This is a genomic window from Thainema salinarum CENA647, from assembly GCF_057732415.1.
In genome coordinates, this window is record NZ_JBYJZJ010000022.1 from 5352865 (window position 1) to 5378682 (window position 25818).

Sequence of the window (25818 nt, forward strand, 5' to 3'; positions counted from 1 at the left end):
TTGGATGCTCATGATCAGAAGCCAAGCTTAGAGCTACTGATCTAAAAACTGGTTGAGATCTTCAATTACGCGAGTCAGTTCAGCTTCAGTGGTCAAGCGAATCCGCTCATCGCGCACAGTGATCAGCACCTTGGCGGCAAAGGGACTGGGCCAAATATTGGGATTGCAAAACACTTCTAAGAAAACATCACCCGTATGCCGATATTCCATTGGCTGCTGAGGTTCTGGCCGACTGCCGATGGAGGCGGCAGCCGCTTTCAGTTTATTCATGAGAACAGCAATCTCCTGCTTTAGCTCCTCTGCGGCGGCTTGCGTAAAGCTAAAGCTGACGGAACCTTCGACTAAGTTGAGCTGGATTGTGGAGGGCATGGGTACAACGAGTCTGATGTATTACGGGTCGTCAATAGCGGATTAAACACGGTGAATTGAGCACGTAATCAATCCGCCTACCCATACTAAGGGAAAATCTCCTGCCTAAATCCACCAAAACTCTAGAAAATCGTGTTTCAACAACCTATAGAATCTTTCGTCCAATTAGCCATTCAGCTCTCGACTGAAAGAATTTGCGTCGTATTGTTGGCAATTTGTTCTCGCAAGGGCACACAGTACTTTCGGCCTGTTTTAAATAGAGTCCAGAACGACATGCGTAAAGGCCAGAACGGAATTTCCATGACTTGGCGGATCACCTGGCGCTCAACCTCTACCGTTAACTGGCGCAAGTCATCTTGCTTAGTAAGACAGGGAACCGGAACATAATTATATTGCATCAAAATTTCGAGAGCATCTTGATGTGCTTCTAAAAGCTGATTGGGTCGAGCATTTTGTAGGCGCTGTACGTAAATACCTTCAGGTATAGGCCAATCACGACTATAAATAGACGTTGTAGAAAGGACTGAGCCATTCTCAAAAAATGTAAGAAGTTCAGAAAAGGTTAGATCTTTGACTATATGAATAAGACTCCAGTAGATTGGTCGCTGCTGCTGCTTGAAGATAATCCGTAAACCGTCAAAGCTACGCTTAATATAATGTCGATCTAACTCCTCAAATCCAAGCTGTCGCATCTGGTTCGCTTCTCCCTCAAGCTCTGCCATCTTGAAAGTGAATTTGGATGGAATTGAACGTGGTGCGCCCTCATCCACCAAAGCGTTAAACAAATTTGCATAATTGGACAATGTCACGAGTCCTAGCAAACCGACCAGTAGAATCGGATAAAACACGATAAAGGACAGGCGGAAATAGATATACGCCGCAAGCATCGAGGCAGTAAAGATGATAATGAGTGCTCCAAATCTGAGCCTTAAAAAGTAGATAGGCAAAATCGGGCGAGGAGTTTGGGAATCAAATTGGGATCTCATAAGGAAACTTAAAGAATCAATTGCCTTGTAAGTAGCTACATTTATTTATATGTGGCTACTTATCGAACTACTTTTAAGCAGTAATAGGAAAGATTTTCGTCGTATTGTTCGCAATTTGTTCGCGTAGGGGAACGCAATATTTTCGGCCCGCTTTAAATAAAACCCAAAACGTCATTTTTAGCGGCCACAGGGGCACCGTCATGACGTGGCTAACCACTTGGCGTTCGACATCTCGGCCAAAACTGCGTAGAGCGTCTTGCTCAGTTAAACAATTAACGGGAACATAACCGTACTGCATCAAAATCTCTAATGCATCTTGATGCGCTTCCAGAAGCTGAGAAGGCTGGGCGCGTTCTAAACACTGCATATAGATTCCCTCAGCCAAGGGCATATTGCCGCTACTCACCGACGTGGTAGAGAGAAACGAACCGTCTTCAAATGACGTGAACAGTTCCGAATAGGTAAGCCGCTTCACAAAATGGGTTAGGTTCCAATAAATCGGTCGCTGCTGGTGGCTCAACACAATGCGTAGGCCATCAAAGTTGCGCTTGATGTAGTGTCGATCCAACTCCTCAAAGCCAAGCTGCCGCATTTGATTGGCATCTGCTTCAAGTTCCGCCATCTTAGCCGCAAAATTGGCCGGAATTGGTCGCGGTGCGCCCTCTTCTGTGAATGAGTTCAGCAGCGTCGTGTAGTTTGAGAACGTCAGCAATCCCAACATACCCACCAGCAAAAGGGGATAGAACACATAGGCTGGCATCTGAAAATAAAACGAAGCGACAACGAGCGATATAGCAAAAACAGTCGAAAGCTGTCCAGGCTTAACCTGGAGGATTTGAGGCGGCAAGACGGAGCGAGGTTGCTGGATATTAGGTTGAGATTGCATGAAGAGTCTCGCAATGTGGTGATTGCTGTTAGCTTGCCCAAGCTGGGGGGTGAGATCACGCTGTCGCTAGCGCTGCGTTACTCTGGGTTAAAGGCTTTTCAATTCGGCATTTGACGGACAGATGACTGCATCCTCGTTTTTATCTCGCTTTAATCGGCAAAATCGGTCTGACTGGCAGTTGGTTCAGCGGCTCATACCCTATGCCAAGCAAAATAAGCGGCTGTTGATTTGGTCAATGGTGGCGCTGGTGCCCCTTGCGATCGCAGGTGCATTGCAGCCAATTTTGATTGGGCAGGCGATCTCACTGATTCGGGGAGAACCCGTTGCCGGTTTTCTGGAGGGTCGGCAGCTGCAAACCGGATTGAATATCTTAATTTTGCTGCTGCTGATTACCGTTTCTGTGCGGCTAGTGCTGACGGGTGTGCAGGGCTACCTGGTGCAGGAAGTAGGCCAGCGGATGACGGCAGATATTCGCGATGACCTGTTTAAGCATGTGACATCCCTAGCGACGCGCTTTTTTGACCGGACGCCCGTTGGTAAGCTGATCACCCGCCTGACCAGTGACGTAGATGCGCTGGGCGATGTATTTTCGACGGGAGCAATCGGCATCGTCGGCGATTTGTTTTCCATGCTTGCGATCGCAGTTGCCATGATCTTTCTCCAGTGGCAGTTGGCGATTTTGCTGATCCTGATGCTGTTTCCGGTGATGGGGCTGATTGTCTACTTCCAGCAGCAGTACCGCAGGGCCAATTACAAAGCGCGGGAGGAGCTATCGGTACTGAATGCCAACCTAACGGAAAACATTGGGGGCATCAACATTGTGCAGCTTTTTCGGCGGGAGCAGTTCAACAGCAAGCTGTTTCGCAAGATTAACCAGCGCTACGTGGATGCGGTGGATCGCACGATTTTCTACGATTCAGCGGTATCGGCCACGCTGGAGTGGGTGGCGCTAATTGCGATCGCAGCCGTCCTCTGGCTGGGTGGGGTGCTGGTACTGCGCGAGACGCTGGCAATTGGTACCTTGGCCTCCTTTATCCTGTATGCCCAGCGTTTATTTGATCCGCTGCGGCAGTTTGCCGAAAAGTTTACGGCAATTCAGGCGGGTTTAACGGCAATTGAGCGCTTAAATGATTTGCTGGCTGAGCCGATCGAAATTCGCGATCCGGGTGCCATCGATCCCGCTGCTGAGAACCGATTGTTTCAGCCTGAACTGCCGGATCATCAATCGTTCATGGATCAGGTTGAGCAGGAAAAGGAAAGCGATTTACCGGACGGTAAAGCTGGACTCGCAACCGCGATGGGTGGAGCGGGAATAGGAGGGGCAGGTGCGATCGCATCGGCCACATCTACATCTACATCTACGTCTACGTCTACATCTCAAAACACACCCGCTTCGCCATCGCTCCTGTCAGGTCGTCCCCCTGCTCCAGCCGAAATTCGGTTTGATCACGTTTGGTTTGGCTATAAGCCGGATGAGTATGTCCTGCAAGATCTCGACTTCACCATCACTCCAGGCGAAAAAGTAGCCTTGGTTGGCCCCACAGGTGCAGGCAAAAGCTCGATTATTCGGCTGCTGTGCCGTCTGTATGACATCAATCAAGGGCGTATTCTGCTGGATGGGGTAGATATCCGTGATATGCGGCAGGTTGACCTGCGGCATCGAATGGCCGTGATTCTACAAGATGGCTTTTTGTTCGCTGGTGACGTGAAAAGCAATATTAGCTTGGGCGAAAGCTATTCTGAATCTGAAATTCGCGCTGCAGCGGAACAAACTAATGTTGCCCGCTTCATTGAAGAACTACCCCAGGGCTACGAAACATCACTGCGGGAGCGGGGACTTAACTTATCAGGCGGCCAGAAACAACTGCTGGCCTTTGCCCGGGCCGCGATTCGCAATCCCAGCATTTTAGTACTCGATGAAGCAACAGCCAGCTTAGATGTCGGCACTGAGGCATTGATTCAGCAGGCGCTCGATACCCTCCTAGAAGGCCGCACAGCCATCATCATCGCCCACCGCTTATCAACCATCCGCAATGTGGATCGAATTCTGGTGCTGAAGCAGGGTCGGCTCATTGAGTCCGGTAGCCATGAACAGCTGTTAGCGAAAGAAGGGCTATACGCTAGCCTATATCGTCTGCAAATGCTAGGTACTTAATACTTTACGTGAGCAGAATCCTCAGAGAAATATAACAAAGAATACTGGTCATAGATGAAATCTATCTCAAGGTAGACCTTATCGCCTAAATTTGGGTCATCATAGTATACTTAGCTCAATTTAAATTCTTTACATCCATTTGATTGAGGAGTATTCCATGAATTCCAAGCTAATTAAGCTTCTGATGGCTCTCGGAGTAGTAGCTGCAACCACTGTTGCCTGCGGCCCTAGCGACACAGAACCAACGACAGAAGATCCCGCGACAGAAGAAGCCGCTCCAGTAGATGAAGCTGCTCCAGCAGAAGAAACAACTCCACCAGCAGAAGGCGGTGAAGGTGGTGAGGGCTAAGCAATCTACGTTGCTTGCGTAGTGCTACCTGTAAAGCCTAGCCACTGAATGGGAAGCACATAAAAAGCGAAGTCATGCTTATGTAAGCATGACTTCGCTTTTTTGTGGCTTTGACTAGCTCGCTACAGATTGCCTTAAAGCACGAGATGGCTGGTTTTAAACATAAATTGTGATGTGAGAGCACCGCTCCACATCACAATTTATAGCTAGATTGAGCAATGCCTAAAGCACTATTCCTGGCGATTTGACAGATGATGCCTCAGGCGACTCAGCACTATGGTGAATGCGCTCGATTTCAGCACCTAGCTGCTGTAGTTTCTGCTCTAGATTTTCATAGCCTCGGTCAAGATGCTGTAGGCCCTGAATAATTGTTTCCCCCTCAGCCGCTAATCCAGCCAGCACTAATGCAGCAGATGCGCGTAAATCCGTGGCTACAACTGGTGCCCCAGACAAAAAGGGAACCCCACGCACTATCGCATTGTTGCCTTTCACGCGAATATCAGCTCCCATCCGCTGTAGTTCTGCGACATGGCGCAGTCGATTCTCAAACACAGTTTCAGTGATGATACTGTTGCCTTCGCTCAGCGTCAAAAGCGCCATGAACTGAGCCTGCATATCAGTAGGAAAGCCAGGATAGGGCAGTGTTTTAATGTCGGTCGCTATCCGCTGCTCACCCGGAGTGATGCGCATGCGGTTCATTCCTTCCATTTGCACAAGTGCGCCAATCTCACGCAGTTTGGCAACTACGGCTGCAATATGGTCTGGAATGACGGGAGATAGAGAAATTTCCGACTGGGTAATAGCTCCTGCTATCAAGAACGTACCCACCTCAATTCGGTCAGGAATGATGGCATAGTCCGTACTGTGCAAGCTGGGAACACCCGAAATCACGATCGTCTTTGTGCCAGCCCCACGGATGCGCGCACCCATTGCTCGACAGAAGTTTGCCAAATCAACCACTTCTGGCTCTTGAGCGGCGTTTTCGATGATAGTTTCACCTTCAGCTAGGGTGGCGGCCATCATCAGCGTTTCGGTTGCGCCAACGCTGGGATAGTCCAGATAAATCTTCGCTCCCTGGAGGCGGCGACGATTGCCAGGAATAGCAGCGTGAACTGTGCCGTGATCGATATGCACATCTGCGCCCAGCGCCTGAAGACCTCTCACGTGCAGTTCAACCGGTCGAGCACCAATGGCACAGCCACCCGGCAGAGGAACCCGCGCCACGCCTAGACGGGCCAACAGTGGCCCAATTACGAAAAAGCTTGCCCGCAACTGGCTGACAATCTCATAGGGTGCGCGAGAATGGACAATATGGCGTGAGTCGATTTCAAGAGTATCTTGGTGACGCTTGACCTTTGCTCCTAGAGCCAACAAAACGTCACTCATGCGAGCAATGTCAACTAAATTCGGAACGTTGCGAATTCGGCATTCCTGTGAGCACAGTAAGGTGCCTGCGAGGATGACCAATGCCGAGTTCTTGGCCCCGCTGATATTGACATGTCCACTGAGCTGGCGCTTGCCGCGAATTCGCAGCGCCGCATCACCCGTTGCCGAGGATGGGGAGTTATCTGATAGACCGAGAGAGGGATTAATGGCTCTATCCTCCAGCATTAAGACTAAATCAGGTATAAATTCGTCTAGATTCTACCTGAAAGACATGGGGTGTCTACCCCGAATCTTGTTATTTATAGCGGAAGATAGGAAATTTGTCGTCAACATTTTTTGATTTTCTACCCGTTATACAGTTGACGAAATGGCAATAATGCTGAATGATTATAAATCGCGGTACATTTTGTACCGAGTAACGCTAGCGGAACTGGCGGAATTGGTAGACGCGCTAGATTCAGGTTCTAGTGTCCGCAAGGACTTCCGGGTTCAAGTCCCGGGTTCCGCATCTCAAAGGGCTGTAAAGCCGATGTGGGTTGAGCTAAGGCCCCAGATACCTACAGCCGTACTTATGCTGCTGCTAACGGTTGGGCCAATGTAGATGTAGAGTTAAGCTGCGATTGCACTTTGATCTCTGCTGCCTTACCTCAATCACATAACCCTTACGGTGTTGAAATTATGGCTCTGCTGCCTGAGGTATTGAGCTAAAAGCATCAGATGCATATTTCAGAGCCATCTGGCGAAAACTTAGATTTTCTTATGATTTTTTGCTGTTTTGCAACAAAAAACTGATCAATCCCGATCAATTTTCAATGGTTCTAATTTAGTGTTGAATTAGCTCGTGCTGAATCAGCCGTGCGCTAAACTGGGCCACCCAAGTTGATCCATATTTTTCATATCGAAATCCATGCTGCAACTAGTTTCGATATAGCACTATCCGCTTAAAACTGGACAGATAGTTTTTGAGAAGTTGCACAGAGCACAGCTTCTCAAAAACTATCTGTCTTGACCCGATGACGTAAGGCCATAACTGAATGCTGACGAGTCTCCAGAATCCCCTGATCAAAGCCATTCGTAAGCTGCACCGCACAAAGGGGCGACGACAGCAGCAGCAGTTTTTACTCGAAGGAACCCATCTTATTCAAGAAGCCTGTAGCGTTGCGTATCCTCTCCAAGTGGTGTGTCATACCGAGGAGTGGCAGCAGCGGTATCCTGCCCTATGGCAGACCGTGCAGCAGCAAGCGGAGCGGATTGAGGTAGTTAGTCCTGATGTCTTAGCCGCTCTGGCGACGACCGTGCAGCCAGATGGCGTTGTTGCCACCGCGCCCCGTCGCACTGCTATATCTGAATCTGAAAAGGATGCGTCTGGGGATCGGACACTTGGCACGTCCCAGGCATTCTTAGGGCTAATGCTGGAAACGCTACAAGATCCTGGTAATTTGGGCGGCATTATTCGGACAGCCGCAGCCACCGGAATTGACCAGCTTTGGGTCAGTGCGGACAGCGTGGATGTGGATCACCCGAAAGTGCTGCGTTCTTCGGCTGGGCAGTGGTTCCGTGCTCCGATTCTGACCTGTGCCGAGCCAGTTGCGATCGCACGACAGCTTCAGCAGCAGGGGGTGCAAATTATTGCAACGCGCCCAGATGCGGCCCAGGTTTACTGGGATGTCGATTTGCGATCGCCGACCCTGTTGCTGATGGGCAATGAAGGAGCGGGTTTATCGCCAGACTTGACGGATCTAGCGGATCTGTCGATCACTATTCCACTCAGTCCCGGCGTTGAATCGCTCAACGTGACGATTTCGGCAGCGTTAGTGCTGTATGAAGCGAAACGACAGCGGCGGGATTAATCGGGACGGGTTAAGCTTAATATCCTTCAGCTTGATAGCGCATATAGTTTTCGATGTCCTGAACAGCTTCCTCTAGCTCCTCTAGGGTGAACTGAGAGGAGCGAGGCTTTTCGCGGCTTGCTTGGGGTGATTGTTTCGCAGCCGCAGGGTTGGCGTTTTGTTCAGAGCGAACTGGAGCCACAGGCGGGTTGTCTGCTGCCTCGGATTGCAGCGTGTTCTGCAATTGAGATAGAGACTCCTCAAACGCCTGCATGGCGGCACGTCGAGCTTCAGATTGACTCATAGCCATCGTTTTGGGAAGCCTCCTCAAAACTTATGATCTATTTTCAACATGCCCAATTCTGCGGCTGAATTTGCCAAGCCGATTGTGATCCAGAACCAGATCATCATGAAAATTGTTTGATTCTTCATAATTTGGCATGGAGCAGTGCGATCGCAGCTAATCACATAATCACAATGAATCATGGGTTAACGGTTGTCTAATTTGCCCCTGCGGTCAACAATAGGTGAGGGTTAAGTGGCCGCATAGCTGGTTTTTGGAGTCTGTTTTTAGGTTTTAGGAGAAGTCCGTGAGCGAAGCATTTGATTATGATTTGATCATCATTGGCGCAGGCGTCGGTGGACATGGAGCCGCGCTGCATGCTGTTGCCAATGGATTAAAAACGGCCATTGTGGAAATGGCAGATATGGGTGGAACCTGTGTCAACCGAGGCTGCATTCCGTCAAAGGCTCTCCTTGCCGCTTCGGGTCGGGTGCGCGAATTGCGCAATGCCCATCACCTCCAGTCTCTGGGTATTCAACTGGGTGGGCTATCATTTGACCGAGCTGCGATCTCAGATCACGCCGCCAATCTGGTCGCCAAGCTACAGGGCGATTTGACCAACAGCTTGACCCGTCTAGGCGTTGATACACTGCGCGGTCGGGGCCGAATTGCAGGTACTCAGAAGATTACGGTGACGGGTGAAAACGGCGAACAGGTCTTCACCGCCCGCGACATCATCTTGGCTCCTGGTTCGATTCCCTTCGTACCGCCAGGGATTGAGGTTGATGGCAAGACTGTATTTACCAGTGACGACGCGATTAAGCTGGACTGGCTGCCGGACTGGGTGGCCATCGTCGGCAGTGGCTACATTGGCCTAGAGTTTTCCGATGTCTACACGGCACTCGGTTCAGAAGTCACCATGATTGAAGCGCTGGATCAGCTAATGCCCGGATTTGATCCCGATATCGCTAAGCTGGCGCAGCGGGTACTGATCACGCCCCGCGATGTCGAAACGCGAGTGGGACAGTTGGCCATGAAAGTGACGCCCGGTTCTCCCGTTGTGATTGAGCTGGCCGATGCCAAGACAAAGGAAGTGACTGAAGTTCTAGAAGTTGATGCCTGCCTCGTAGCAACGGGCCGGATTCCAGATACCAAAGATTTAGGTTTGGAGTCTATCGGGCTGGAAACCGACCGTCGTGGATTTATTACCGTGGACGATCACATGCGTGTCCTGCGGGATGGCCAGCCTGTCGAGCATTTGTGGGCGATTGGTGATGCGACGGGTAAGATGATGCTGGCCCATGCGGCTTCGGCTCAAGGCATCGTCGCGGTTGAAAATATCTGCGATCGCGATCGCACCGTCAACTACCGCAGCATTCCCGCCGCCGCCTTTACTCATCCCGAAATTAGCTTTGTCGGTCTGACGGAACCTGCGGCTAAAGAATTGGCCGATGCTGAGGGATTTGAGATTGCCACCACGCGCAGCTACTTCAAGGGCAACTCTAAGGCGTTGGCCGAAGGAGAAACGGACGGCATCGCTAAAGTCATTTACCGCAAGGATACGGGCGAAATCCTCGGTGCTCACATTCTGGGCCTGCACGCATCCGACCTGATTCAAGAAGCCGCAAATGCGATCGCGCAGGGACTATCAATTCAGGATCTGTCGTTTATGGTGCATACCCACCCAACCCTCTCAGAAGTACTTGATGACGCCTATAAACGGGCTGTTGCAGCACATTAAACCGACCTAAGGATTGTGGATTAAATAGCCTGTAAACCATTCCATCTGTAGGGGCACGGCAATGCCGTGTCCCTACTCCAAAGATTGCACCTTATTAAATCTACGCTCCTAAGCAAGAGCCCCTTCCCGTGACGCGGGAAGGGGCTCTTGCGGTCTTTAGATTAGGCGCTTGCCAGCACCAGATTAGCGGCTTTTGTCCAGGTGTAGGGCTGCTGGCGGGCAACGCTCTTAAACGTATCGCAGGTGATATCTACGCCCAGCCAAGTGCCTAAAATCTCTAAATCCTGATCAAAAATAACCTTTAGCCTTTCCACATTTTCCGGTGATACGGTGGGCTTTTGCTTAACCGTTAACTGTCCCCGTACCCAGGTGCGGAACGACTTTGGCACCATTTGGCGACGTAGTGCTTCCAACATCGAGTTGTGAACCACAAACTCCAGTACCGGATGATTGCGAATGCGATCGCTGGAGGCGTTTTGCTGCTGCGCCTCATCCTGCCAAATCGGCTGGTGGGGATACCCCAAGAATTCACAAACTCGCTCTAGCTCCTCTTGAGGATACGCACAGAACCGCTCGAAGAAAATCGGCAGAATACGATCTGACCCAAAGGTTTCCAAGTAGGGCCGCAACTGCATCGCGTATTGACTGTACTCAATCAGCGTTGGATAGTCATCCAGAACCGCATTGATATCAAACGTCGAAACCTGGCGCTTTGTCCACTCATGCACAAAATGGGAAACTAGCCGATCGATCGGATGGCGCATCATGTAGATGAATTTGGCCTGGGGAACGTACTGCTGTAGGCGTTCAATGGTGTGAGGGTAGGTCGGTAACTTTGTGTAATGAGTGCTCGATTCGCCGCATAAGTCGCCTGAATCAGCATTGGCAAATAAATCGGTATACCAGCTCAGACCCCGATCATATATTTCATCATTGCTAAAAAAATTCGGTTCTTTAGGCTCAGTCATAAAGAAGCCAGGTTGTGCAGCCAACTGATCATGTAGCGTACTGGTTGCACATTTCATGCCGCCAATGATGATGAAGTGGGGGAAACGAGCCATGTAGTGCTCCTCAGTCAGTAAAGTTACAAATCGACACACTTACTGTTTAACCCTACATCAGATAAATCGCCTATTCTGTAATTTCACGAGCAGGCTTTTGAACTCTTTATCAAGCGTGAAAGCAGTTGAAGAGTCAATAAATCCGAGGCCTTATCCTGCTAGAGATAGAGGATGGATTCATTAATTTACACTCGGTTATTTTGCCGCTACTGGGCGATAGCAAACAGTTTCCACCCGGTTTTGATGCTGAGTATTGAGGGTACTGATCACAGTATTTAAGCGATGGATTTGAGCGATTGTATTATTTGTAGTATAAACCTGCGGAATTGCCGACAAAAAAGCTGTAGATCCGGTCATACCTCTAAAATTCGAGGGCAGGACTCATGCGTACTACAGCACCGCAATGTACTCTAACCGAACGTACCTATCAAGATGAAACTGATTTAACTGCGATCGCAGATCTGACTAACCTCTGCTACAAAGCTGACCAAATCGATGCCTTTATGGCTGTTAGCGAACTGCTAGAAGATTTTAATGCACCTAACTTTGATGTCAACCGTGACCTGCGGCTGTGGGAAGACGAGCAAGGTCGCTTACTAGCCATTGCCGATCTGTGGCGTCCCGAGCCAGGTGATGAGCTGTCCTGCGGTTTGGGCTTTTCTATCCATCCCGATATCCGAGGCAGTGGCATTGAAGCGCAAATTGTGCAGTGGGCTGAGGCTCGGGTTCAAGAGATTGGCCAGGAATTTGAGGGAACGGTCATGCTGAACTCGGCAGCGCGATCGCACCTGCGTGACCGCTTCGCCATGCTGGAGCAGCACGGGTTTAGCTGGTGTCGCACGTTTAAGCGACTGTCGCGATCACTAGTAGAGCCGATTCCGGCAGTGTCTTTACCAGAGGGGTTCACGGTTCGCTCCGTGAATCCGGCGCAGGATGGAGCCGCTTGGGTGGAGATGTTCAATCAGACCTTTGTGGATCACTGGAACCACCATCCCGCAACTCTGGAACGGTTTGACTATTACAGGTCTTTACCGATCCATAATCCTGAATTGGATTTAGTTGCGATCGCGCCGGATGGAACGATGGCTGCGTTCTGTCTCAGCATCATTTATGCCGAAGAGAACGCCCAACTGGGGCGTCAGGAAGGCTGGGTCGGCTTGCTGGGGACTCGGCGCGGCTATCGGCGGCTGGGTTTGGGTCGAGTCATGCTGCTAGAAGGACTACGGCGGCTCCAGGCAGCGGGTATGGATACGGCACTCATCGGTGTCGATAGCCAAAATCCAAATCAAGCCTATCGGCTCTATGAAGACGTTGGATTTCAGCTTCTATTCGAGTCAATGGTTTATGCCAAGGTGATTCGAGAAGGCTGATGGAAACTGATCAGCGTAAAGCGGGGACGGCGTTGCCGTCCCCGCTTTACGCTCGTTGATTATTTGAATCTACCAAATACCCCTCGATCAAATAATCATCGCCGACGGTGCGGCAGGTGAGCTGGCTGAGCTGTAGCGCATCGGTCATTTTTTGCAGACCCATTTCACCGACGGGCGAGGGAGCCTGCTGTCCACCGATGAGTTTCGGTGCAATAAACGCCCAGATTTTTTGCACACTGCCGGAGCGAATCGCTTCCGCCGCCAGAACTCCGCCACATTCCCAGAGGACGCTGTTTAAGCCGCGCTGACAGAGATTGGCCATTAAATCGTCCGGTGTGAGCCGATCAAACTCCAGCACTTCGACACCGCGATCGCACAATTTAGCTTTCAACTCTGGATTGGCTCCCGTTTCCGTGGCCACCAGCGTCGGCGCAGTGTCCACATCCCAAAGCTTGGCATCCAACGGTAAATTTAAACGGCGACTCATGACCACGCGCAGCGGATTGCGATCGCAAATGCCGTGGCTAGTCAACAGCGGATTATCTTTGCGTAGCGTATTGCCGCCGACAATGACCGCATCGCAGATCGAGCGCAGCCGATGCACCTCCTGGCGTGCCGCTGCCCCTGTCACCCAAGCGCTGTGGCCTGTACTAGCGGCGATTTTGCCGTCCAGCGTCATGGCGTATTTCAAAATGCCAAAGGGGCGCTGATGGCGAACGCGGTGAATAAACGCTTCGTTCAATTTCTGACAAGCCGCTTCTTCCACGCCAACAAGGACTTCAATGCCGGCATCCCGTAATCGCTGAATGCCGCCGCCTGCTACGCGCGAATCGGGGTCAACCATGCCGACAACGACTTTTTTTATTCCCGCTGCAATCAGCGCTTCGCTACAGGGTGGGGTGCGGCCATAGTGATTGCAGGGTTCCAAACTGACGTAAGCCGTTGCGCCTTGAGCCCGATCGCCTGCTGCCCGTAGCGCAAACACCTCGGCATGGGGCTGTCCCGCCTGGGGATGAAAGCCTTCACCAACAATTTCGAGTTCTCCAGTCTGGCTTTCCTGGACAATGACGCAGCCGACCATTGGGTTAGGCGAAGTCCGGCCTGCCGCCTGTCGCGCCAGGTTGATACAACGCTGCATCAATGTGCGATCGCGCTCCGTTCCCACCGTTTTAACTGAATCCGTTTCAGACATGCTTAGTACTTCGTAGGATGGGCATCGCCCACCATCATCAGCTCTTAAAACACCAGCGGCCACAGCTCAGACACTCGCACCGTCCAACCCGGTAAGAGTTCTGGCACCGTTAACAGATCGCCGTCTTTGGTAATTTTTGATGTATCGCTACTGGGGCGATAAACTTCCACGGTGCGGGTTTCGGGATTCACGACCATCCCAACTTGAGTGCCCCAATCCAAAAAGCTTTGTCCTTCTGCCGCAACTGATTCAGGTTATCCATCGGTGACTTTACTTCGACCATTAGGTTAGGTGCAAGCTCAGCAAAACTGCGAGAACTCTGCCGCAATCACTCAGCTTTGCCGAAGGAGACATCTGGCGTACGAGATCAGTATAAAGATTAAAAAATCTAAACTCAATGACGCTGCACTATTAGACCTTTGGAACAATAAAGGTGTAAACACGCACGTATTCGTGTTGTTTATCACAAGTTTCAAGGTTGTCACCGTGTAATTGTTGAATTTGGATAGAATCATGTATACCCGTTGTATCGTTTGCTCCAGCTTGATTACAGCTGTGCTAGGAGCCGTGCTTGGTGTTGCGATCGCAGAAATTAGTCAACACGATCTGTATCAAGATAAAACTCATCGTAACTATGCCCTGATCGGTGCTGGCGCTGGCTTAGTCGTCGGGGCTGGACAAGAAGCCATTCGTCAGACAATTCAAGCTGATCGGGACGCTCACCCGAACTGGAACTATACCTTCGAAGAGTCAGTTCAGGATTATCGCCGCTATCTAGAGCAAAACTGGAACGATTCTTAAACAAAACCAATGCTGTTGTGTTGTCCCCGCAGCGTGGGGACAACACAACAGCATTGGTTTTAGAAGTCAACGCCTCGCTTCAAATCAACGCCTTTCTCGGCGTAGTGCTTGTGGCAGAATACCTCAGAATGCACGCTGGCCAGATTGAAATAAGCGGGGGGATTTTTGCAGCGTCCGGTCATAATCACCTCAGTGTCGCGGGGCTTTCGCAGGAGTGCCTGCACAATCGGCTCCTCCGGCAGCAGCTCCAAATCCACTGTGGGATTAATTTCATCCAGAATAATCGTTTTATAAAGACCAGATGCGATCGCAGCTCGGGCAATTTCCCAGCCCCGCTCAGCTTCTACATAGTCCAATTCTTGCTGCTGTCCCCGCCAAACGATAGCATCCCGACCACAGCGCTGATGGTCAACTAGATTGGGATAGCTCTGTCGTAAAGCTGCGATCGCGGCATCTTCGGTGTAACCTTGTCCACCCTTGAGCCACTGTACAATCAGTACCCGGTGGGAAAGGTCTTGGCTGATCCCTTTGCCGATTGCTTGTAGGGCTTTACCGAGGGCGCTAGTGGATTTGCCTTTGCCCGCACCAGTGTAGATTTCAATGCCTTCAATTCCGTGTTCTGCTGCTTCAGGATGGTGATGAGGCCGCATTTCTGAATGCAAATCGGCAATATCCAACAGGGCCTGCGGTGCGCCCCGCCCCGTGGCGATGATTTCCAGATGATCTGGCTTGCGCTTCAGCGTCCGTACCACTTCATCCACAGGCAATAACCCTAAATCCAACAGGGGATTGAGTTCATCCAGCACGACAACGGAATAGAGACCAGATGCGATCGCACCTTTGGCAATATCCCAGCCCCGCTGCGCTTCCTGCTTGTCAAATTTGGTGATGTCATCCGGCCCAAAAAATTCGGCACGTCCCGTCCGTACCTGGTCAATTAAATGGGGAAAACCTCGCTGGAGCGCATCAATAGCCGCATCTTCGCTGTAGGCTCGTCCTGGCCCTTTCAAGAATCGTAGGAGTAGCACCCGCGTTTGCACATCAGACCGAATGCCCAAGCCGATAGAGCGTAGGACAACCCCTAGCGCAACCTGGGACTTGCCCTTGCCCAAACCGTCATAAACATGGATTTGTCCCGCAACACGCTCAGATATAGCTTGGGCGGTGCGGATGCCGATACCTGTTCTCGTCATGGTACTCAATTCGGAACCTCTATGTGTAGCGCCTAAGGAGACTAACTGCCTTCATTGTCTCCATATATAGCGTGATTTGAGCTTATTAGCTGATTCATTTTGCAATTGATCATTCTTGGCAGGTCTAAATAGAGTGCTGGGTACTAGGTACTGGGTACTCGGTGTTGAGTGCTGAGGATTCGAGTTCGTCATAGTTATTTACCCCTTGAGTCCCTCGACTCCCCTTACAGCCCTTCACAGCCTTTTACAGCCTCACTCCTGAGTCCTTACTCCTTACTCTCCTCTCCCACTTCACCAATTCCTGCAAAATTGCTACCAAATTAACCAGACACGGTATAACCTTAAGCAGGATTTCGGCAGGCTGATTGAATCGTAGGTCTGAATCTCCGCAATCCGCATAAGAAATCGATGGTGAATATGACAATCGAATGCCAATTACGTTGAGCCATGATCTCCACTATCTGTTGAACGTCTGCTCAAAATCTTTGCTAACTCTTGTTTTAACTCCGCACCTCAACCGTCATGGATGACATTACCCTGACCACTGTTATACCGCTACCAATGGTCTTATTTCAGACTCTTTTTTTGCTGGTCGCCATTATTGTCGAGGCGATGGTGCTGCGGCAAAATTTGCGCTGGCCTCGCCGCATCAGTTTGGAGCGGTCTGCCACGATCAATTTATTGGCGGTAACAGTAGGCTGGATGCTGTTTTTCTTGATCGAACCGATCTTGCCACCGGGCTTACGAGAGCAGGTGATGAGCTTTATCTTTTTCGATCGCTTTTTTGCCAATGAGTGGTCCGGCAGCTTGGCGATTTGGTTGGTGGGAGCGGGGATTGTCGCCTTTTTCCTGACGTTTTTCATCAAGTTAGAGGGGTTGACGCTGCTGCTGCGTCTGCTGAAGCCACCGGATTTTCAAACCCGCGCCCAAATTTTGGCAGAGGAATCTAGCCACAAAAGCGCAACTGGACGGAGCCGATCGCGGAAGCTGCGCCAGAGTCAATTTAATTTGCAGTATCAGCAAGAGCGCGATCGCACCAATGCCGTTTTGCGAGCCAATGCCGCTAGCTTTACGGTGATTCTCATTTTGCTGCTGCTGCGTATCGTGCTTCAGGAGATTTAGCGATGGTCAACGGCATGGTTAATTTGTTCAAAAATACGTTTAAGCAGACGTCTCAGACTGTTGGCTATACGTTCAATCGGGTCAAGCCGCCGCGCTCATTCTCCTGGCAAATGCTGCTGCTGCTGAGCGTGTTTTCCTGGGTGCTGTCGCTACTGGCAGAGGCTAATTGGCTGAGCCACTTTTTAACCAATGGTGCGTGGCTGTTTCTGATTTCGGGAGTGAACTGGGCGCTACTGGAAAATCCCGTCAGGATATTTGGGTTAAATTTAGGGCCGTGGATTACCGGCGCACTGGTTGGTCTATTTCTCTTTGGACAAGGTGAAAGTATTGACCTACAGATTGTGTTAGTTCTGTGGCCGCTGATTTCAACTGCGATCGCAATTTTCCCCTATTTTCTCTCCAAAGATTTGCAGTTGACGGTGCCCAACACCAAAGCCCAACAGCAAATCGTCCTGCTGATTCTGATTAACTTGACCTTGAGCTGCTGGATTCAGTTTTATTTCAATATTCAAAGATGGCTAACCCAGTATCCCAGCCTGTTGGTGTCTAATTTTTCAGCCAGTGCCTTTGTCCTGTCGCTCGGTGATGTTGATGCCATTCCAAGGGGTGTTTCGCTGCTGGAGCAAACTGAAGCGCTGATCATCAATGAAATTGATGGTAAACCCTGGTCTTATGCGGAACGCTGGCTATTCCAGATTGATAATAATTTGCCAGAGCTCCGAGCCGATGCCTTAGACCGCTTACTAGAAGCGGAAGAAGATCACTTCTGGAACCTGCAAGAAGACGTTGACTCAGCTGGAGCAAACTATGAGCTGAACCTCCGCGCTATCTGGACTGGGCCAGGCACCCTGGATCAACCCTATGCACTCCAAGAAACCTGCGAAATCCGCCAAACTCAGTCCGTTACCGCACCTGCTGCGCCTGGTGCTGCAGCGGGTGAGATCGCATCCGGTGATAATTCCAATCTCAGCACTGCCGCCAACAATACGCCGATGACCGAAGTGGTCTGCTCCGAGATTTCTGAAGTACCAGTGGAACCAGCCGAACCGCCTGCACCTGCTGTCGCCCCGACCCCAAGTGCACCTGCCGCACCGACGACGGCTCCAATGACGCCCAACAGGGTGCCTCCTGATGCTCTGATGCCGACACCCCCGAATTCAGCCCCTACACCAACGGCTCCAGGACTGAATAATGCAGCCCCTGGAGCATCACCGTCTGCTGTGCCGCCTACAACTGCACCCGCAACCGCACCTACTACTGCACCCGCCACTGGACCTGTCAACTTTGGTGAACCCGCATCAACCCCCTGATCAACAAACGGTGGCTGCTGCAATGCCACGTATCAATCTCAATCTGATTGCTTACAGGTGCGCGTTGCACCTGTAAGCAATCAGATTGGAAGGTTAAACGAAAGAATGAGGGTTTTAGCGACTGTAACAGTCGCTAAAACCCTCATTCTTTCGTCCAAAAATCAAATAACATTCCAAGTCGTGTAAGCAACCAAAGTCGCCTTTATGAGTAGCTTGCCGCTTTATTGTGCTGGGTTTTGATAGTTAATGTGCCGCTTAAGAAGAAACGGCAGGTTTAGTAGAAGACGGGAGAGACTGCGTTGTAGTCGGCGATAGCAGCGGTAGCATTAGCCGTACCAGCGTTCCCTTACCCTGGCCATCGCTGTGCAGCGTAATATATCCCCCCATTAACTGCATCAGATTGCGTGAAATCGCTAACCCTAAACCCGTTCCCTCATGGCGACGCGTCGTAGAACCATCCACCATCACAAAGGGCTTGAATAGCTTTGACTGTTGCTCTGGCTCAATACCAATCCCCGTATCTTTAACATCAACCACAACCCACTGGTCAATCTCTCGGCTAATCGCTTTGCGATCGCGGGGCGGCAATCCGCTGACGAGTGAAGTGCGATCGCTAATCTGCACAGCCAAGGTAATGCTGCCCTGGTCAGTAAACTTAACCGCGTTGTAAATAACGTTCAGCAAAACCTGTTTTAGCTTTGAGCGATCTACCTGTACCATCGGCTTGTCTGCGCGTGCTGTATGACTAGCCGAATTATTAGATGGTGGCCGACTAGACGATGCCTTATGAAGCAGGGGCATATAAACCAACTGCAGCCCCTTTTGTTGTGCATGAACCTTTTGTAAGTGGATGACCTCACCCAATAAATCATGCAGATCAACCGTTTCTAGATGCAGGGAAAGGGCCCCCGCTTCCACCCGAGCAATATCGAGAATATCATTGATGATTTTCAGTAGATGAACCGCCGAATCGTAGGCTCGCTGTAGAAATTCCTCCTCTTCAGCCTCATCATCACAGCAGTCATCCAAAACCAGTCGAATGCAGCCAATAATGCCGTTTAGAGGCGTTCTGAGTTCGTGGGACGTAGTAGCCAAAAATTCGCTTTTCAACTGGTTGGCCAGCTCTGCTTCCCGACGTGCCTCATCTAGTTCATTGGCTCGACTCTCTAGCCGACGCATCATATCTTCTAGCGCGCTAGCGAGATAATTCAGTTCTCGAATCCGAAAATTTTTAGGTATAGGCCCGGCTCCAGCCAAACTGTTAATCCGACGAGCATAAACTCCCAGCTTTTCAATCGGCGGCGATAGGTACTGAGCAATCCACAAAGCAGCTAGCACGTATGCGCCAATCAGGCCCACCGTTAGCCCGACCAGAACCCGTTGAATCTTATGGAGTCCCTGTAGGGCTCTATCGGTTGGCGAGACGGCAAAAATAGTCCAAGTTAAAGCCTCTTCGCTATTTTCTTGATTCTTAATTTTGGCCGAACCATAGCCAGTGACCCATTCCTGTTTGCCATCGATAAGGTTAGAAAGCCGAGTGGCACCTCCTTGATCGGTGCTACCCGTATTTTCAATAATTGATGAAAATGCCTGGGGATCAGCGGCTAACGTTTGGCTCTTTTGTCCGACTTTGTTGGGATCAGGGTGGCCTACGATTGTGCCATCTTCAGCAATAACCATAATTGGCCCTTTTAAATAACCCTGAGAAGACGATTGAGCGGGTAAGAGATTCGTTTTCAGCACGAGGCGATATCGCAACTGGTCATCTGGATAGTAAATAGGCATGCCCAGCACAACATCTAGCCTGGTTGGCTGGTTGGCTAAATCCTTCGCTTGCTGTCTTGCATTTTCTAGCTGTTGCTTGGCTAGATCTGACTCTCCATCTACTTCTCCATCTTGAATGGGATTCGGTAACGATATTCCCTGCTGTGAAGAGGCATCTGCATTTGTGGTTTGCGGTGTAATCCTACTGCCCACCGATAATACCCGTACGCTAGTTCTATTGAATGCAGACGATAAGTCATTCAGCTCCATTAAGGTAAGGGCAGCATTTGCTCCCAATGTTTCGTCGCCACAGGTACTCGCTGAAATCGCTTTGGGCAACGGACGAAGGGGGCTTTCTTTGGGTTTGATTAGTTGAATGCAGATTACATCGGTGGGCAAACGAGCTTGCAGTTCCTCCAGAAAAGCAAGCGTTTCTTGCTGAGATCCGCTTTGCAGAGCACTGCTTTGGGCTGCCGTTAACAGATTGTTTTGTAGCGTCTGCATGGCTTGCTCAATTTCGCCCGCCTGACGGGCTGCGCTTTCCTGCAGGCTTTCCTCAGCAATGGTCAACAGTTCAGTGCGTGCGATGCGGAGGGCTACAAACTCTCCAATCAGCAAGATGGGAATGCTGAGCACGATTATTTGCATGAGCAAGAGCCAGCGGAATGACGCCTGGCCGACAAATCTAGCCATGAGTATGCTTTGCAATGCAATCGGTTAGAGAGTAAGCCCAGAATTCCGCCACGAGCAAACCACAGTGAGAGCTAGCTATAACGGTGGTGTGGAATGATTCTTTGGCATAATCTTTGGTCAATTTAACATTTTTGTTTACTGCCGCTCGTGGGTTAAATCTGGCTTAACATAATTGAGACACAGGCAGAAACTCTACTGGTAGCAAAATTTGTCCTGTAATCTACTAGAAATAGCGTCGTGCCACATATTTTGTCTTCACGATGATTCCGCGAAAGTTTACTGATTCTTGCGATTTACCACAGCAATCACTACCGTAATGACCGTATATCAAATTTCACCTGGGCAGTGGTCATGCCTTTATCTTTACTTCTATCCTGGTAAAGAGTGGAGAAAAGCTGGTTTTCACAAGTAGCTTTTGATATCAACCCATGCTGATAAGGAGTTTGGCACTATGCCAGGATTTGGAGAACTCGTGCAAAAGGCATTTTATCTCGGAGTTGGGGTTGCATCTTACGCCGGAGAGAAAGCGGGCAGCAAGCTAGGCGAATTTCGGACACAGGCACAAAAAATCGCGGATGAAATGGTGGCTCGCGGTGAAATGACGACGGAAGAGGCACGACGACTTGTGAATGAAGTGGTGCAGCGGGCACAACAACAGCCAGAATCGGATGGAGAAGAGACCGGACGAGAACCCAGACGGATTGAGATTTTGGACGATAGCGAAATTGTTCCCCACGGTGGCTCGACAGATGTGAATGATTTGCGCCATCAGGTTGCAGATCTGCGAGATGAGCTGCGACGGTTACGTGATCAAAATCGGTAGAAGAACAGGAGCGGTTGGCGTTATGGAAGACTGGCAGCGAGAGATGTATCGGCAGTTTGAGCAGTGGGCAGATGAGGCTGAGCAGTTTTGGACAGAGACGACTCAGGTCGTGCTGGACACAATTGATGAAGCTTGTCAGCTTTCAGAAGCGATCGCAAAAGATTTAGAAGATATTTTTTGGGACGAAATAGAACGATTAGAAGCATGGTTAGGCTCCCCCGCAGACCCAGGGTCTGTTTATCGCTACGATGCCCATATTGAGTTTAATCATGATATGGATCTGCCTGATTTCCGGCTGTGGCGAACTCCAGCCGTTTGTGCCAACTGCCGTCACTATTATGGGCAGGTGTATGGCGGCAATCTACTAGTTTGCGGTATGCATCCCTATGGCCCTGGTGAAGAGGCAACATCGTGTCCCGACCGGGAGATGTATTGAAGTGCTTTTTTGAAGTGCTGAGGACTGAGTGAAGGGGTAGATGGGTGGATGAGTGGATGGGTAATCAGGTGATTGCGCAACCAAACATGCTGCTTCATTACTCTCCTACCCTACAACTCTCCTACCCCTACAACCCCTCACTCCTCACTCCTCTCGGCTTACGACTTTTAGTGCTGAGGATCATAGTGACAAATTGGGTGAACTCAGCGCATGAGCGGAAAATAGTGCCCCACTGGGCCTTGTCCCTGGCCGATGCGTAGGCAATAGTGTAGCGCTTGAGTGACGTACTGTTTGGCAGCTTGAACAGCAGTAAACCTATCTTTTCCTTGAGCGAGATTAGCCGCGATCGCAGCCGATAGGGTGCAGCCTGTGCCGTGGGTATCGGTTGTATTGACCTGTTCTGTTTTCAAGACTTCCAAAGTATCAGCACTGGCAAACACATCCACCCCACATAGTTCATCTGGCATCGCGCCACCTTTAACCACAACGGACGTGACGCCGAGATCGAGAATGCGCTGAGCGGCAGATTTCATGTCGTCTAGGGTGTTGATTTCACGACCGCTGAGGATTTGCGCTTCGTAGCGGTTGGGGGTTAATACCTGTGCGAGCGGTAATAAAAACTGTTTGAGAGTTGCGATCGCACCGTCGTCAATTAACTGTGCTCCCGTGCGCGACACCATCACCGGATCGATGACGAGCTGAGGAATGGGATGAGCCTGTAAAAACTCCGCCACTGCCGTCATAATCTCAGCATTTAGCAACATGCCTGTTTTAGCGGCGGCAACTGTCATGTCACTGGTGACGGATTGAATTTGGGCAATCACAGCTTCCGGCGGCAGGGCATCGACTCGCTGTACGCCTTGGGTATTCTGCGCCGTAATGCAGGTTATCGCACAGGTGCCATGTACCTGATGAAAGGAAAAGGTGCGCAGGTCGGCCTGAATGCCTGCGCCGCCACCGCTATCTGAACCCGCAATCGTCAGTGCGATCTCAGGAGTTTGAGGTGATGACTGAGTGAGCATGATTCAGACGATTCCTAGAAATGCCGCTAGAAGAGTGAGTGAGGCCGAGTGAGTAAGGTCGCCTCATTTGTGGCCGTAATATGTCGAAAATTTAAAGAGTATGGCTAAAAACAGCCGTTTGTCCTGAAGACGGCTGAAATTCCAGTATGAGTGGTTAGTCCGACTCAAGAGAACTGAACACAGACAACGAACGCATAAAGCCCAAATTCAGGAACAGAGCAGTGGTAAAGCTGCTCATTCCTGACGTTCAAATTCAAACTGACCCACGCTTCTTTGTTTACCGCTCAGGCATCTTGCCGGATAGGAAACAGCCGAGCGGGCACAACTGAATCATTTCACCATTAGCGAGGTCGCCGCCGCTGGAGAAACTCGGGAATATCTAGCCCTGGACGGGTCGGCTTGGGTTCCTCGGCGGGTTGAGGTGTAGTTTGCATGGGGCGTCGCGGTGGAGGCGATGCGGGTCGGCTAATCGGTGCGACCCGTGCGGCTGGAGGAGCCTGCACTTCTCCGGTGAAGCCTGTGGCAATCACGGTAATGCGGACTTCGCCCTGGAGCCGATCGTCAATCACCGCACCAAAGATGATATTGGCGTTGGGATCAACGGCTTCATAAATAATTTCAGCCGCCGCGTTCACCTCATGCAGCGTTAAGTCGCTGCCGCCCGTGATGTTAAATACGGCTCCCCGTGCGCCATCAATGGACGATTCGAGTAGCGGTGAAGAAATAGCTGCGATCGCAGCTTCCCGTGCTCTAGATTTGCCAGAACCCTGACCAATTCCCATCAGCGCCGAACCCGCATCAGCCATCACCGCGCGAACGTCGGCAAAGTCTACGTTAACCAAACCGGGAATCGTAATAATGTCGGAAATGCCCTGCACACCCTGACGCAGAATATCATCGGCAATCCGGAACGCTTCTTGGACGGGCGTTTGCTCAGAAATTACCGTCAGCAGCTTATCGTTGGGAATCACGATCAGCGTATCAACCCGGCTTTGCAGCGCTTCAATGCCTTCTTCTGCCTGTCCTGTGCGGCGACGACCTTCAAACGTAAAAGGACGAGTGACAACGCCAACGGTCAGGGCACCCACTTCTTTGGCAACCTCGGCCACCACAGGCGCGGCTCCTGTTCCGGTACCGCCACCCATGCCTGCGGTGATAAATACCAGGTCAGACTGCTCTAGCGAACTGGCAATCTCATCTCGCGATTCCTCTGCCGCTTTTTGACCAATAGCCGGATTACCGCCTGCGCCCAATCCCCGCGTCAGCTTTTGGCCAACTTGGAGGCGATTGATGGCACTCGCATTAGTTAAAGCCTGTGCATCTGTGTTAATTGCCCAGAACTCAACTCCAGCTACGCCACTCGAAATCATGCGGTTGACTGCATTACAACCGCCGCCGCCAACACCGATTACTTTAATTCGGGCTACGCTACCTGGCACAATATCACCGTCCCTCATATCTTCTCCCATCATTAAACGCGCATCATGGGACTGACTGGAGTTAAAGCTTGAGCTTGTAAAAGGATTATTAGAATTGGATGCCATAGCCGTTTCAGCTGCGATGGGTATAGGAGATGGGTTCTCTGGCCGATCGCTTTCGTTATAAATAAAAGCGTTGTCATCTATATTGGTCATCTTATCTATCAATCAATGTTCCGGCTTTGGAATTTTTGGGGTTGTCAAAAAAATTGAGACTGAAAAATGGGTAACTTTAGGCAGGGTTGATTCTAGTCAAATATAGGGTAAGTTCCCTGAAAACCCAAGCGATTGCAAATTGATGCCGCCAGATCAAGACAATAGTCTGGATTCCCCAACTCTAGAAACAGCAACAGAGAGAAAACAGCTCAATGCATGAGCGCTATCAACACATGAGAGTCATCAAAAGTTACTATGCTCAGCCTGCATAATGCAAGATTGTTCAGGATCTCTCAATCCTTTCGGTTGAATCGCTAATTTTTCGTCATTATTTGTAACTTCGGCGCTTGGGGATTGCGCAAATCAATATAGTCAATTGTTTGGCCGTTGAGCTGCTGGGGTAACTGTCGCATCTGGTTCAACGCTTCGATTTGTTTGGGAAAGTAGCTGGATGAATAGGAACCAAAATGCACAATCCCCAGTTCTGTGTGCAGAATCAGGTTGGATGGGATGCGCCAATCGATAGCTTTGATCTGAACGGGACTAGTTTGTAGATGCTGATATAAGCTGCTCCACTCGGTTTGTTGGGCAGTTTGCTGGGCGCTGAAACCGTAGATGCGTAAGGCAGGTAATTCGTCTGCTTGATCGAGTTCAGCCAACTGACTCAGCGGCATCCACAAACCGCTGGCATCCAATAAGCCAGTTTGATTGGGGTCAAGCGCACTCAGGTCGATAGTATCTGAAATCTCGGTTTGTTTTGGTAGTGCGATCGCAACTGGATGTCGTTCTTCGACCTGCACAACCAACCGAGGTGGCAAAAGGCGACGCGTGACTTTCGCTTGAACAATCGGCGCTAATGTTTCTAGCTGCGCTTCGATGGCTTCTGGTTCGATTTCTAGTAGAGCCTTTGGATAGTCAATCGGCAGCAGCGACTGGATTTGTTCGGGTGATAGCAGTTGATTGCCCTGAACGGTGACTTGGCTGGGTTGACGAATCAGCCACACGGGTCGCGTCATTAACCAAGCGGAACCCACTGCAATGCCGCTAATCGCAGAAGCTCGCCACAGGTTTTGCAGCAGTCGCCAACGCCGCTGCCGCCGCAGCGACTGCCGCCGTTCGGTCAGTTCATTTCGAGAGGTGGGAGAAATGGGCGTCATCTAAGTCAATGAGGTGAGGAAGCAGTGATGAGGACTCCTCATCTAGCAGCCATAACAATAGCGCTAAGTTGGTGACTTGTGTTGATGAGTTCAGGAAATTCAAAGGGAGGGGGTGTAAAGGCTGTAAAGGCTGTAAAGGCTGTAAGGGGCAAAGGGCAAGGGGGCAGGGGAGCGAAGGGGGAGTCGAGGGAGTCAGGAAGAGAGAGATGAGTAATCAAGAGCTGTAGGGTGTTGAGCAAAGCGAAACGCACCAAGG

At 50.5% G+C, this 25818-nt stretch carries 23 protein-coding genes and 1 tRNA gene; 11 read left to right on the forward strand and 13 right to left on the reverse strand.

The window, feature by feature from the left end; translation table 11 throughout:
• Positions 1-33: 33 nt before the first annotated feature.
• The 3 genes from AC286M_RS30120 to AC286M_RS30130 form a co-directional block, all read right to left on the reverse strand.
• Positions 34-369 carry a hypothetical protein gene (locus AC286M_RS30120; RefSeq protein WP_488207900.1) on the reverse strand — a complete coding sequence of 112 codons (336 nt, stop codon included), beginning with the start codon at positions 367-369 and terminating at the stop codon, positions 34-36.
• Positions 370-542: 173 nt separating this feature from the next.
• Positions 543-1355 carry a hypothetical protein gene (locus AC286M_RS30125; protein WP_488207901.1) on the reverse strand — a complete coding sequence of 271 codons (813 nt, stop codon included), beginning with the start codon at positions 1353-1355 and terminating at the stop codon, positions 543-545.
• A gap of 73 nt (positions 1356-1428) precedes the next feature.
• Entirely contained in the window at positions 1429-2241 is an 813-nt protein-coding gene (locus AC286M_RS30130) for a hypothetical protein (protein WP_488207902.1), read from the reverse strand.
• Positions 2242-2362: 121 nt separating this feature from the next.
• Here AC286M_RS30130 and AC286M_RS30135 point away from each other — a divergent pair, with 121 nt between their 5' ends.
• Together AC286M_RS30135 and AC286M_RS30140 are read left to right on the forward strand one after the other, a co-directional pair.
• Positions 2363-4396 (forward strand): ABC transporter ATP-binding protein, encoded by a 2034-nt coding sequence (locus AC286M_RS30135; RefSeq protein WP_488207903.1) that lies wholly within the window; start codon positions 2363-2365, stop codon positions 4394-4396.
• A 157-nt stretch (positions 4397-4553) separates the two neighbouring features.
• Entirely contained in the window at positions 4554-4745 is a 192-nt protein-coding gene (locus AC286M_RS30140; RefSeq protein ID WP_488207904.1) for a hypothetical protein, read from the forward strand.
• A gap of 222 nt (positions 4746-4967) precedes the next feature.
• Here the strand turns inward: AC286M_RS30140 and murA are convergent, their stop codons facing one another.
• Positions 4968-6356, reverse strand: a complete 1389-nt coding sequence (gene murA / locus AC286M_RS30145; RefSeq protein ID WP_488207905.1) for a UDP-N-acetylglucosamine 1-carboxyvinyltransferase — start codon at positions 6354-6356, stop codon at positions 4968-4970.
• Between the two features lie 199 nt (positions 6357-6555).
• Here murA and AC286M_RS30150 point away from each other — a divergent pair.
• Together AC286M_RS30150 and AC286M_RS30155 are read left to right on the forward strand one after the other, a co-directional pair.
• Positions 6556-6639: transfer RNA gene (locus tag AC286M_RS30150), tRNA-Leu, on the forward strand.
• A gap of 526 nt (positions 6640-7165) precedes the next feature.
• A complete protein-coding gene (locus AC286M_RS30155; RefSeq protein WP_488207906.1) occupies positions 7166-7981 on the forward strand; it encodes a TrmH family RNA methyltransferase in 816 nt (271 codons plus the stop codon).
• A gap of 16 nt (positions 7982-7997) precedes the next feature.
• On the opposite strand, the gene AC286M_RS30160 is transcribed toward AC286M_RS30155, so the two are convergent.
• Positions 7998-8264: a hypothetical protein gene (locus AC286M_RS30160; RefSeq protein WP_488207907.1), complete on the reverse strand. Its 267-nt coding sequence runs from the start codon at positions 8262-8264 to the stop codon at positions 7998-8000.
• 286 nt (positions 8265-8550) lie between these two features.
• Here AC286M_RS30160 and lpdA point away from each other — a divergent pair, with 286 nt between their 5' ends.
• Positions 8551-9984 (forward strand): dihydrolipoyl dehydrogenase, encoded by a 1434-nt coding sequence (gene lpdA / locus AC286M_RS30165; RefSeq protein WP_488207908.1) that lies wholly within the window; start codon positions 8551-8553, stop codon positions 9982-9984.
• Positions 9985-10145: 161 nt separating this feature from the next.
• On the opposite strand, the gene AC286M_RS30170 is transcribed toward lpdA, so the two are convergent.
• Positions 10146-11045 (reverse strand): sulfotransferase family protein, encoded by a 900-nt coding sequence (locus AC286M_RS30170; protein WP_488207909.1) that lies wholly within the window; start codon positions 11043-11045, stop codon positions 10146-10148.
• 383 nt (positions 11046-11428) lie between these two features.
• Between AC286M_RS30170 and AC286M_RS30175 the strand changes: the two genes are divergently transcribed.
• Positions 11429-12415: a GNAT family N-acetyltransferase gene (locus AC286M_RS30175; protein ID WP_488207910.1), complete on the forward strand. Its 987-nt coding sequence runs from the start codon at positions 11429-11431 to the stop codon at positions 12413-12415.
• Positions 12416-12461: 46 nt separating this feature from the next.
• On the opposite strand, the gene ribD is transcribed toward AC286M_RS30175, so the two are convergent.
• On the reverse strand, positions 12462-13607 hold the full coding sequence (gene ribD / locus AC286M_RS30180; protein ID WP_488207911.1) for a bifunctional diaminohydroxyphosphoribosylaminopyrimidine deaminase/5-amino-6-(5-phosphoribosylamino)uracil reductase RibD: 1146 nt from the start codon (positions 13605-13607) through the stop codon (positions 12462-12464).
• 44 nt (positions 13608-13651) lie between these two features.
• A complete protein-coding gene (locus tag AC286M_RS30185; RefSeq protein ID WP_488207912.1) occupies positions 13652-13828 on the reverse strand; it encodes a Uma2 family endonuclease in 177 nt (58 codons plus the stop codon).
• 292 nt (positions 13829-14120) lie between these two features.
• Between AC286M_RS30185 and AC286M_RS30190 the strand changes: the two genes are divergently transcribed.
• Positions 14121-14408 carry a hypothetical protein gene (locus AC286M_RS30190; RefSeq protein WP_488207913.1) on the forward strand — a complete coding sequence of 96 codons (288 nt, stop codon included), beginning with the start codon at positions 14121-14123 and terminating at the stop codon, positions 14406-14408.
• Positions 14409-14467: 59 nt separating this feature from the next.
• Here AC286M_RS30190 and AC286M_RS30195 read toward each other — a convergent pair whose 3' ends face one another.
• On the reverse strand, positions 14468-15601 hold the full coding sequence (locus tag AC286M_RS30195) for a cob(I)yrinic acid a,c-diamide adenosyltransferase (protein WP_488207914.1): 1134 nt from the start codon (positions 15599-15601) through the stop codon (positions 14468-14470).
• A gap of 522 nt (positions 15602-16123) precedes the next feature.
• On the opposite strand from AC286M_RS30195, the gene fraC reads away from it, so the two are divergent.
• Together fraC and AC286M_RS30205 are read left to right on the forward strand one after the other, a co-directional pair.
• Positions 16124-16723, forward strand: a complete 600-nt coding sequence (gene fraC, locus AC286M_RS30200; RefSeq protein WP_488207915.1) for a filament integrity protein FraC — start codon at positions 16124-16126, stop codon at positions 16721-16723.
• A 2-nt stretch (positions 16724-16725) separates the two neighbouring features.
• Positions 16726-18033, forward strand: coding sequence for a DUF5357 family protein (locus AC286M_RS30205; RefSeq protein ID WP_488207916.1), 1308 nt, complete (start codon positions 16726-16728; stop codon positions 18031-18033).
• A gap of 255 nt (positions 18034-18288) precedes the next feature.
• On the opposite strand, the gene AC286M_RS30210 is transcribed toward AC286M_RS30205, so the two are convergent.
• On the reverse strand, positions 18289-20490 hold the full coding sequence (locus tag AC286M_RS30210; protein WP_488207917.1) for a cache domain-containing sensor histidine kinase: 2202 nt from the start codon (positions 20488-20490) through the stop codon (positions 18289-18291).
• 451 nt (positions 20491-20941) lie between these two features.
• On the opposite strand from AC286M_RS30210, the gene AC286M_RS30215 reads away from it, so the two are divergent.
• Both AC286M_RS30215 and AC286M_RS30220 read left to right on the forward strand, forming a co-directional pair.
• Positions 20942-21313 (forward strand): phasin family protein, encoded by a 372-nt coding sequence (locus tag AC286M_RS30215; RefSeq protein WP_488207918.1) that lies wholly within the window; start codon positions 20942-20944, stop codon positions 21311-21313.
• 22 nt (positions 21314-21335) lie between these two features.
• Positions 21336-21749, forward strand: a complete 414-nt coding sequence (locus AC286M_RS30220) for a hypothetical protein (protein WP_488207919.1) — start codon at positions 21336-21338, stop codon at positions 21747-21749.
• A 203-nt stretch (positions 21750-21952) separates the two neighbouring features.
• Here the strand turns inward: AC286M_RS30220 and thiD are convergent, their stop codons facing one another.
• The 3 genes from thiD to AC286M_RS30235 all read right to left on the reverse strand — a co-directional run bounded on the left by thiD (position 21953) and on the right by AC286M_RS30235 (position 25562).
• The gene (gene thiD, locus AC286M_RS30225; protein ID WP_488207920.1) at positions 21953-22771 is read right to left on the reverse strand and encodes a bifunctional hydroxymethylpyrimidine kinase/phosphomethylpyrimidine kinase; all 819 of its coding nucleotides are present in this window, start codon (positions 22769-22771) and stop codon (positions 21953-21955) included.
• A gap of 341 nt (positions 22772-23112) precedes the next feature.
• Positions 23113-24315, reverse strand: a complete 1203-nt coding sequence (gene ftsZ, locus AC286M_RS30230) for a cell division protein FtsZ (RefSeq protein WP_488207921.1) — start codon at positions 24313-24315, stop codon at positions 23113-23115.
• 404 nt (positions 24316-24719) lie between these two features.
• Positions 24720-25562 (reverse strand): cell division protein FtsQ/DivIB, encoded by an 843-nt coding sequence (locus AC286M_RS30235; RefSeq protein WP_488207922.1) that lies wholly within the window; start codon positions 25560-25562, stop codon positions 24720-24722.
• Positions 25563-25818 lie beyond the last annotated feature (256 nt).

Coding starts and splice junctions, on each gene's coding strand:
- AC286M_RS30120 (WP_488207900.1), bottom strand. CDS start 369: ATGCCCTCCACAATCCAGCTCAACTTAGTCGAAGGTTCCGTCAGCTTT.
- AC286M_RS30125 (WP_488207901.1), bottom strand. CDS start 1,355: ATGAGATCCCAATTTGATTCCCAAACTCCTCGCCCGATTTTGCCTATC.
- AC286M_RS30130 (WP_488207902.1), bottom strand. CDS start 2,241: ATGCAATCTCAACCTAATATCCAGCAACCTCGCTCCGTCTTGCCGCCT.
- AC286M_RS30135 (WP_488207903.1), top strand. CDS start 2,363: ATGACTGCATCCTCGTTTTTATCTCGCTTTAATCGGCAAAATCGGTCT.
- AC286M_RS30140 (WP_488207904.1), top strand. CDS start 4,554: ATGAATTCCAAGCTAATTAAGCTTCTGATGGCTCTCGGAGTAGTAGCT.
- murA (WP_488207905.1), bottom strand. CDS start 6,356: ATGCTGGAGGATAGAGCCATTAATCCCTCTCTCGGTCTATCAGATAAC.
- AC286M_RS30155 (WP_488207906.1), top strand. CDS start 7,166: ATGCTGACGAGTCTCCAGAATCCCCTGATCAAAGCCATTCGTAAGCTG.
- AC286M_RS30160 (WP_488207907.1), bottom strand. CDS start 8,264: ATGAGTCAATCTGAAGCTCGACGTGCCGCCATGCAGGCGTTTGAGGAG.
- AC286M_RS30170 (WP_488207909.1), bottom strand. CDS start 11,045: ATGGCTCGTTTCCCCCACTTCATCATCATTGGCGGCATGAAATGTGCA.
- AC286M_RS30175 (WP_488207910.1), top strand. CDS start 11,429: ATGCGTACTACAGCACCGCAATGTACTCTAACCGAACGTACCTATCAA.
- ribD (WP_488207911.1), bottom strand. CDS start 13,607: ATGTCTGAAACGGATTCAGTTAAAACGGTGGGAACGGAGCGCGATCGC.
- AC286M_RS30190 (WP_488207913.1), top strand. CDS start 14,121: ATGTATACCCGTTGTATCGTTTGCTCCAGCTTGATTACAGCTGTGCTA.
- AC286M_RS30195 (WP_488207914.1), bottom strand. CDS start 15,601: ATGACGAGAACAGGTATCGGCATCCGCACCGCCCAAGCTATATCTGAG.
- fraC (WP_488207915.1), top strand. CDS start 16,124: ATGGATGACATTACCCTGACCACTGTTATACCGCTACCAATGGTCTTA.
- AC286M_RS30205 (WP_488207916.1), top strand. CDS start 16,726: ATGGTCAACGGCATGGTTAATTTGTTCAAAAATACGTTTAAGCAGACG.
- AC286M_RS30210 (WP_488207917.1), bottom strand. CDS start 20,490: ATGGCTAGATTTGTCGGCCAGGCGTCATTCCGCTGGCTCTTGCTCATG.
- AC286M_RS30215 (WP_488207918.1), top strand. CDS start 20,942: ATGCCAGGATTTGGAGAACTCGTGCAAAAGGCATTTTATCTCGGAGTT.
- AC286M_RS30220 (WP_488207919.1), top strand. CDS start 21,336: ATGGAAGACTGGCAGCGAGAGATGTATCGGCAGTTTGAGCAGTGGGCA.
- thiD (WP_488207920.1), bottom strand. CDS start 22,771: ATGCTCACTCAGTCATCACCTCAAACTCCTGAGATCGCACTGACGATT.
- ftsZ (WP_488207921.1), bottom strand. CDS start 24,315: ATGGCATCCAATTCTAATAATCCTTTTACAAGCTCAAGCTTTAACTCC.
- AC286M_RS30235 (WP_488207922.1), bottom strand. CDS start 25,562: ATGACGCCCATTTCTCCCACCTCTCGAAATGAACTGACCGAACGGCGG.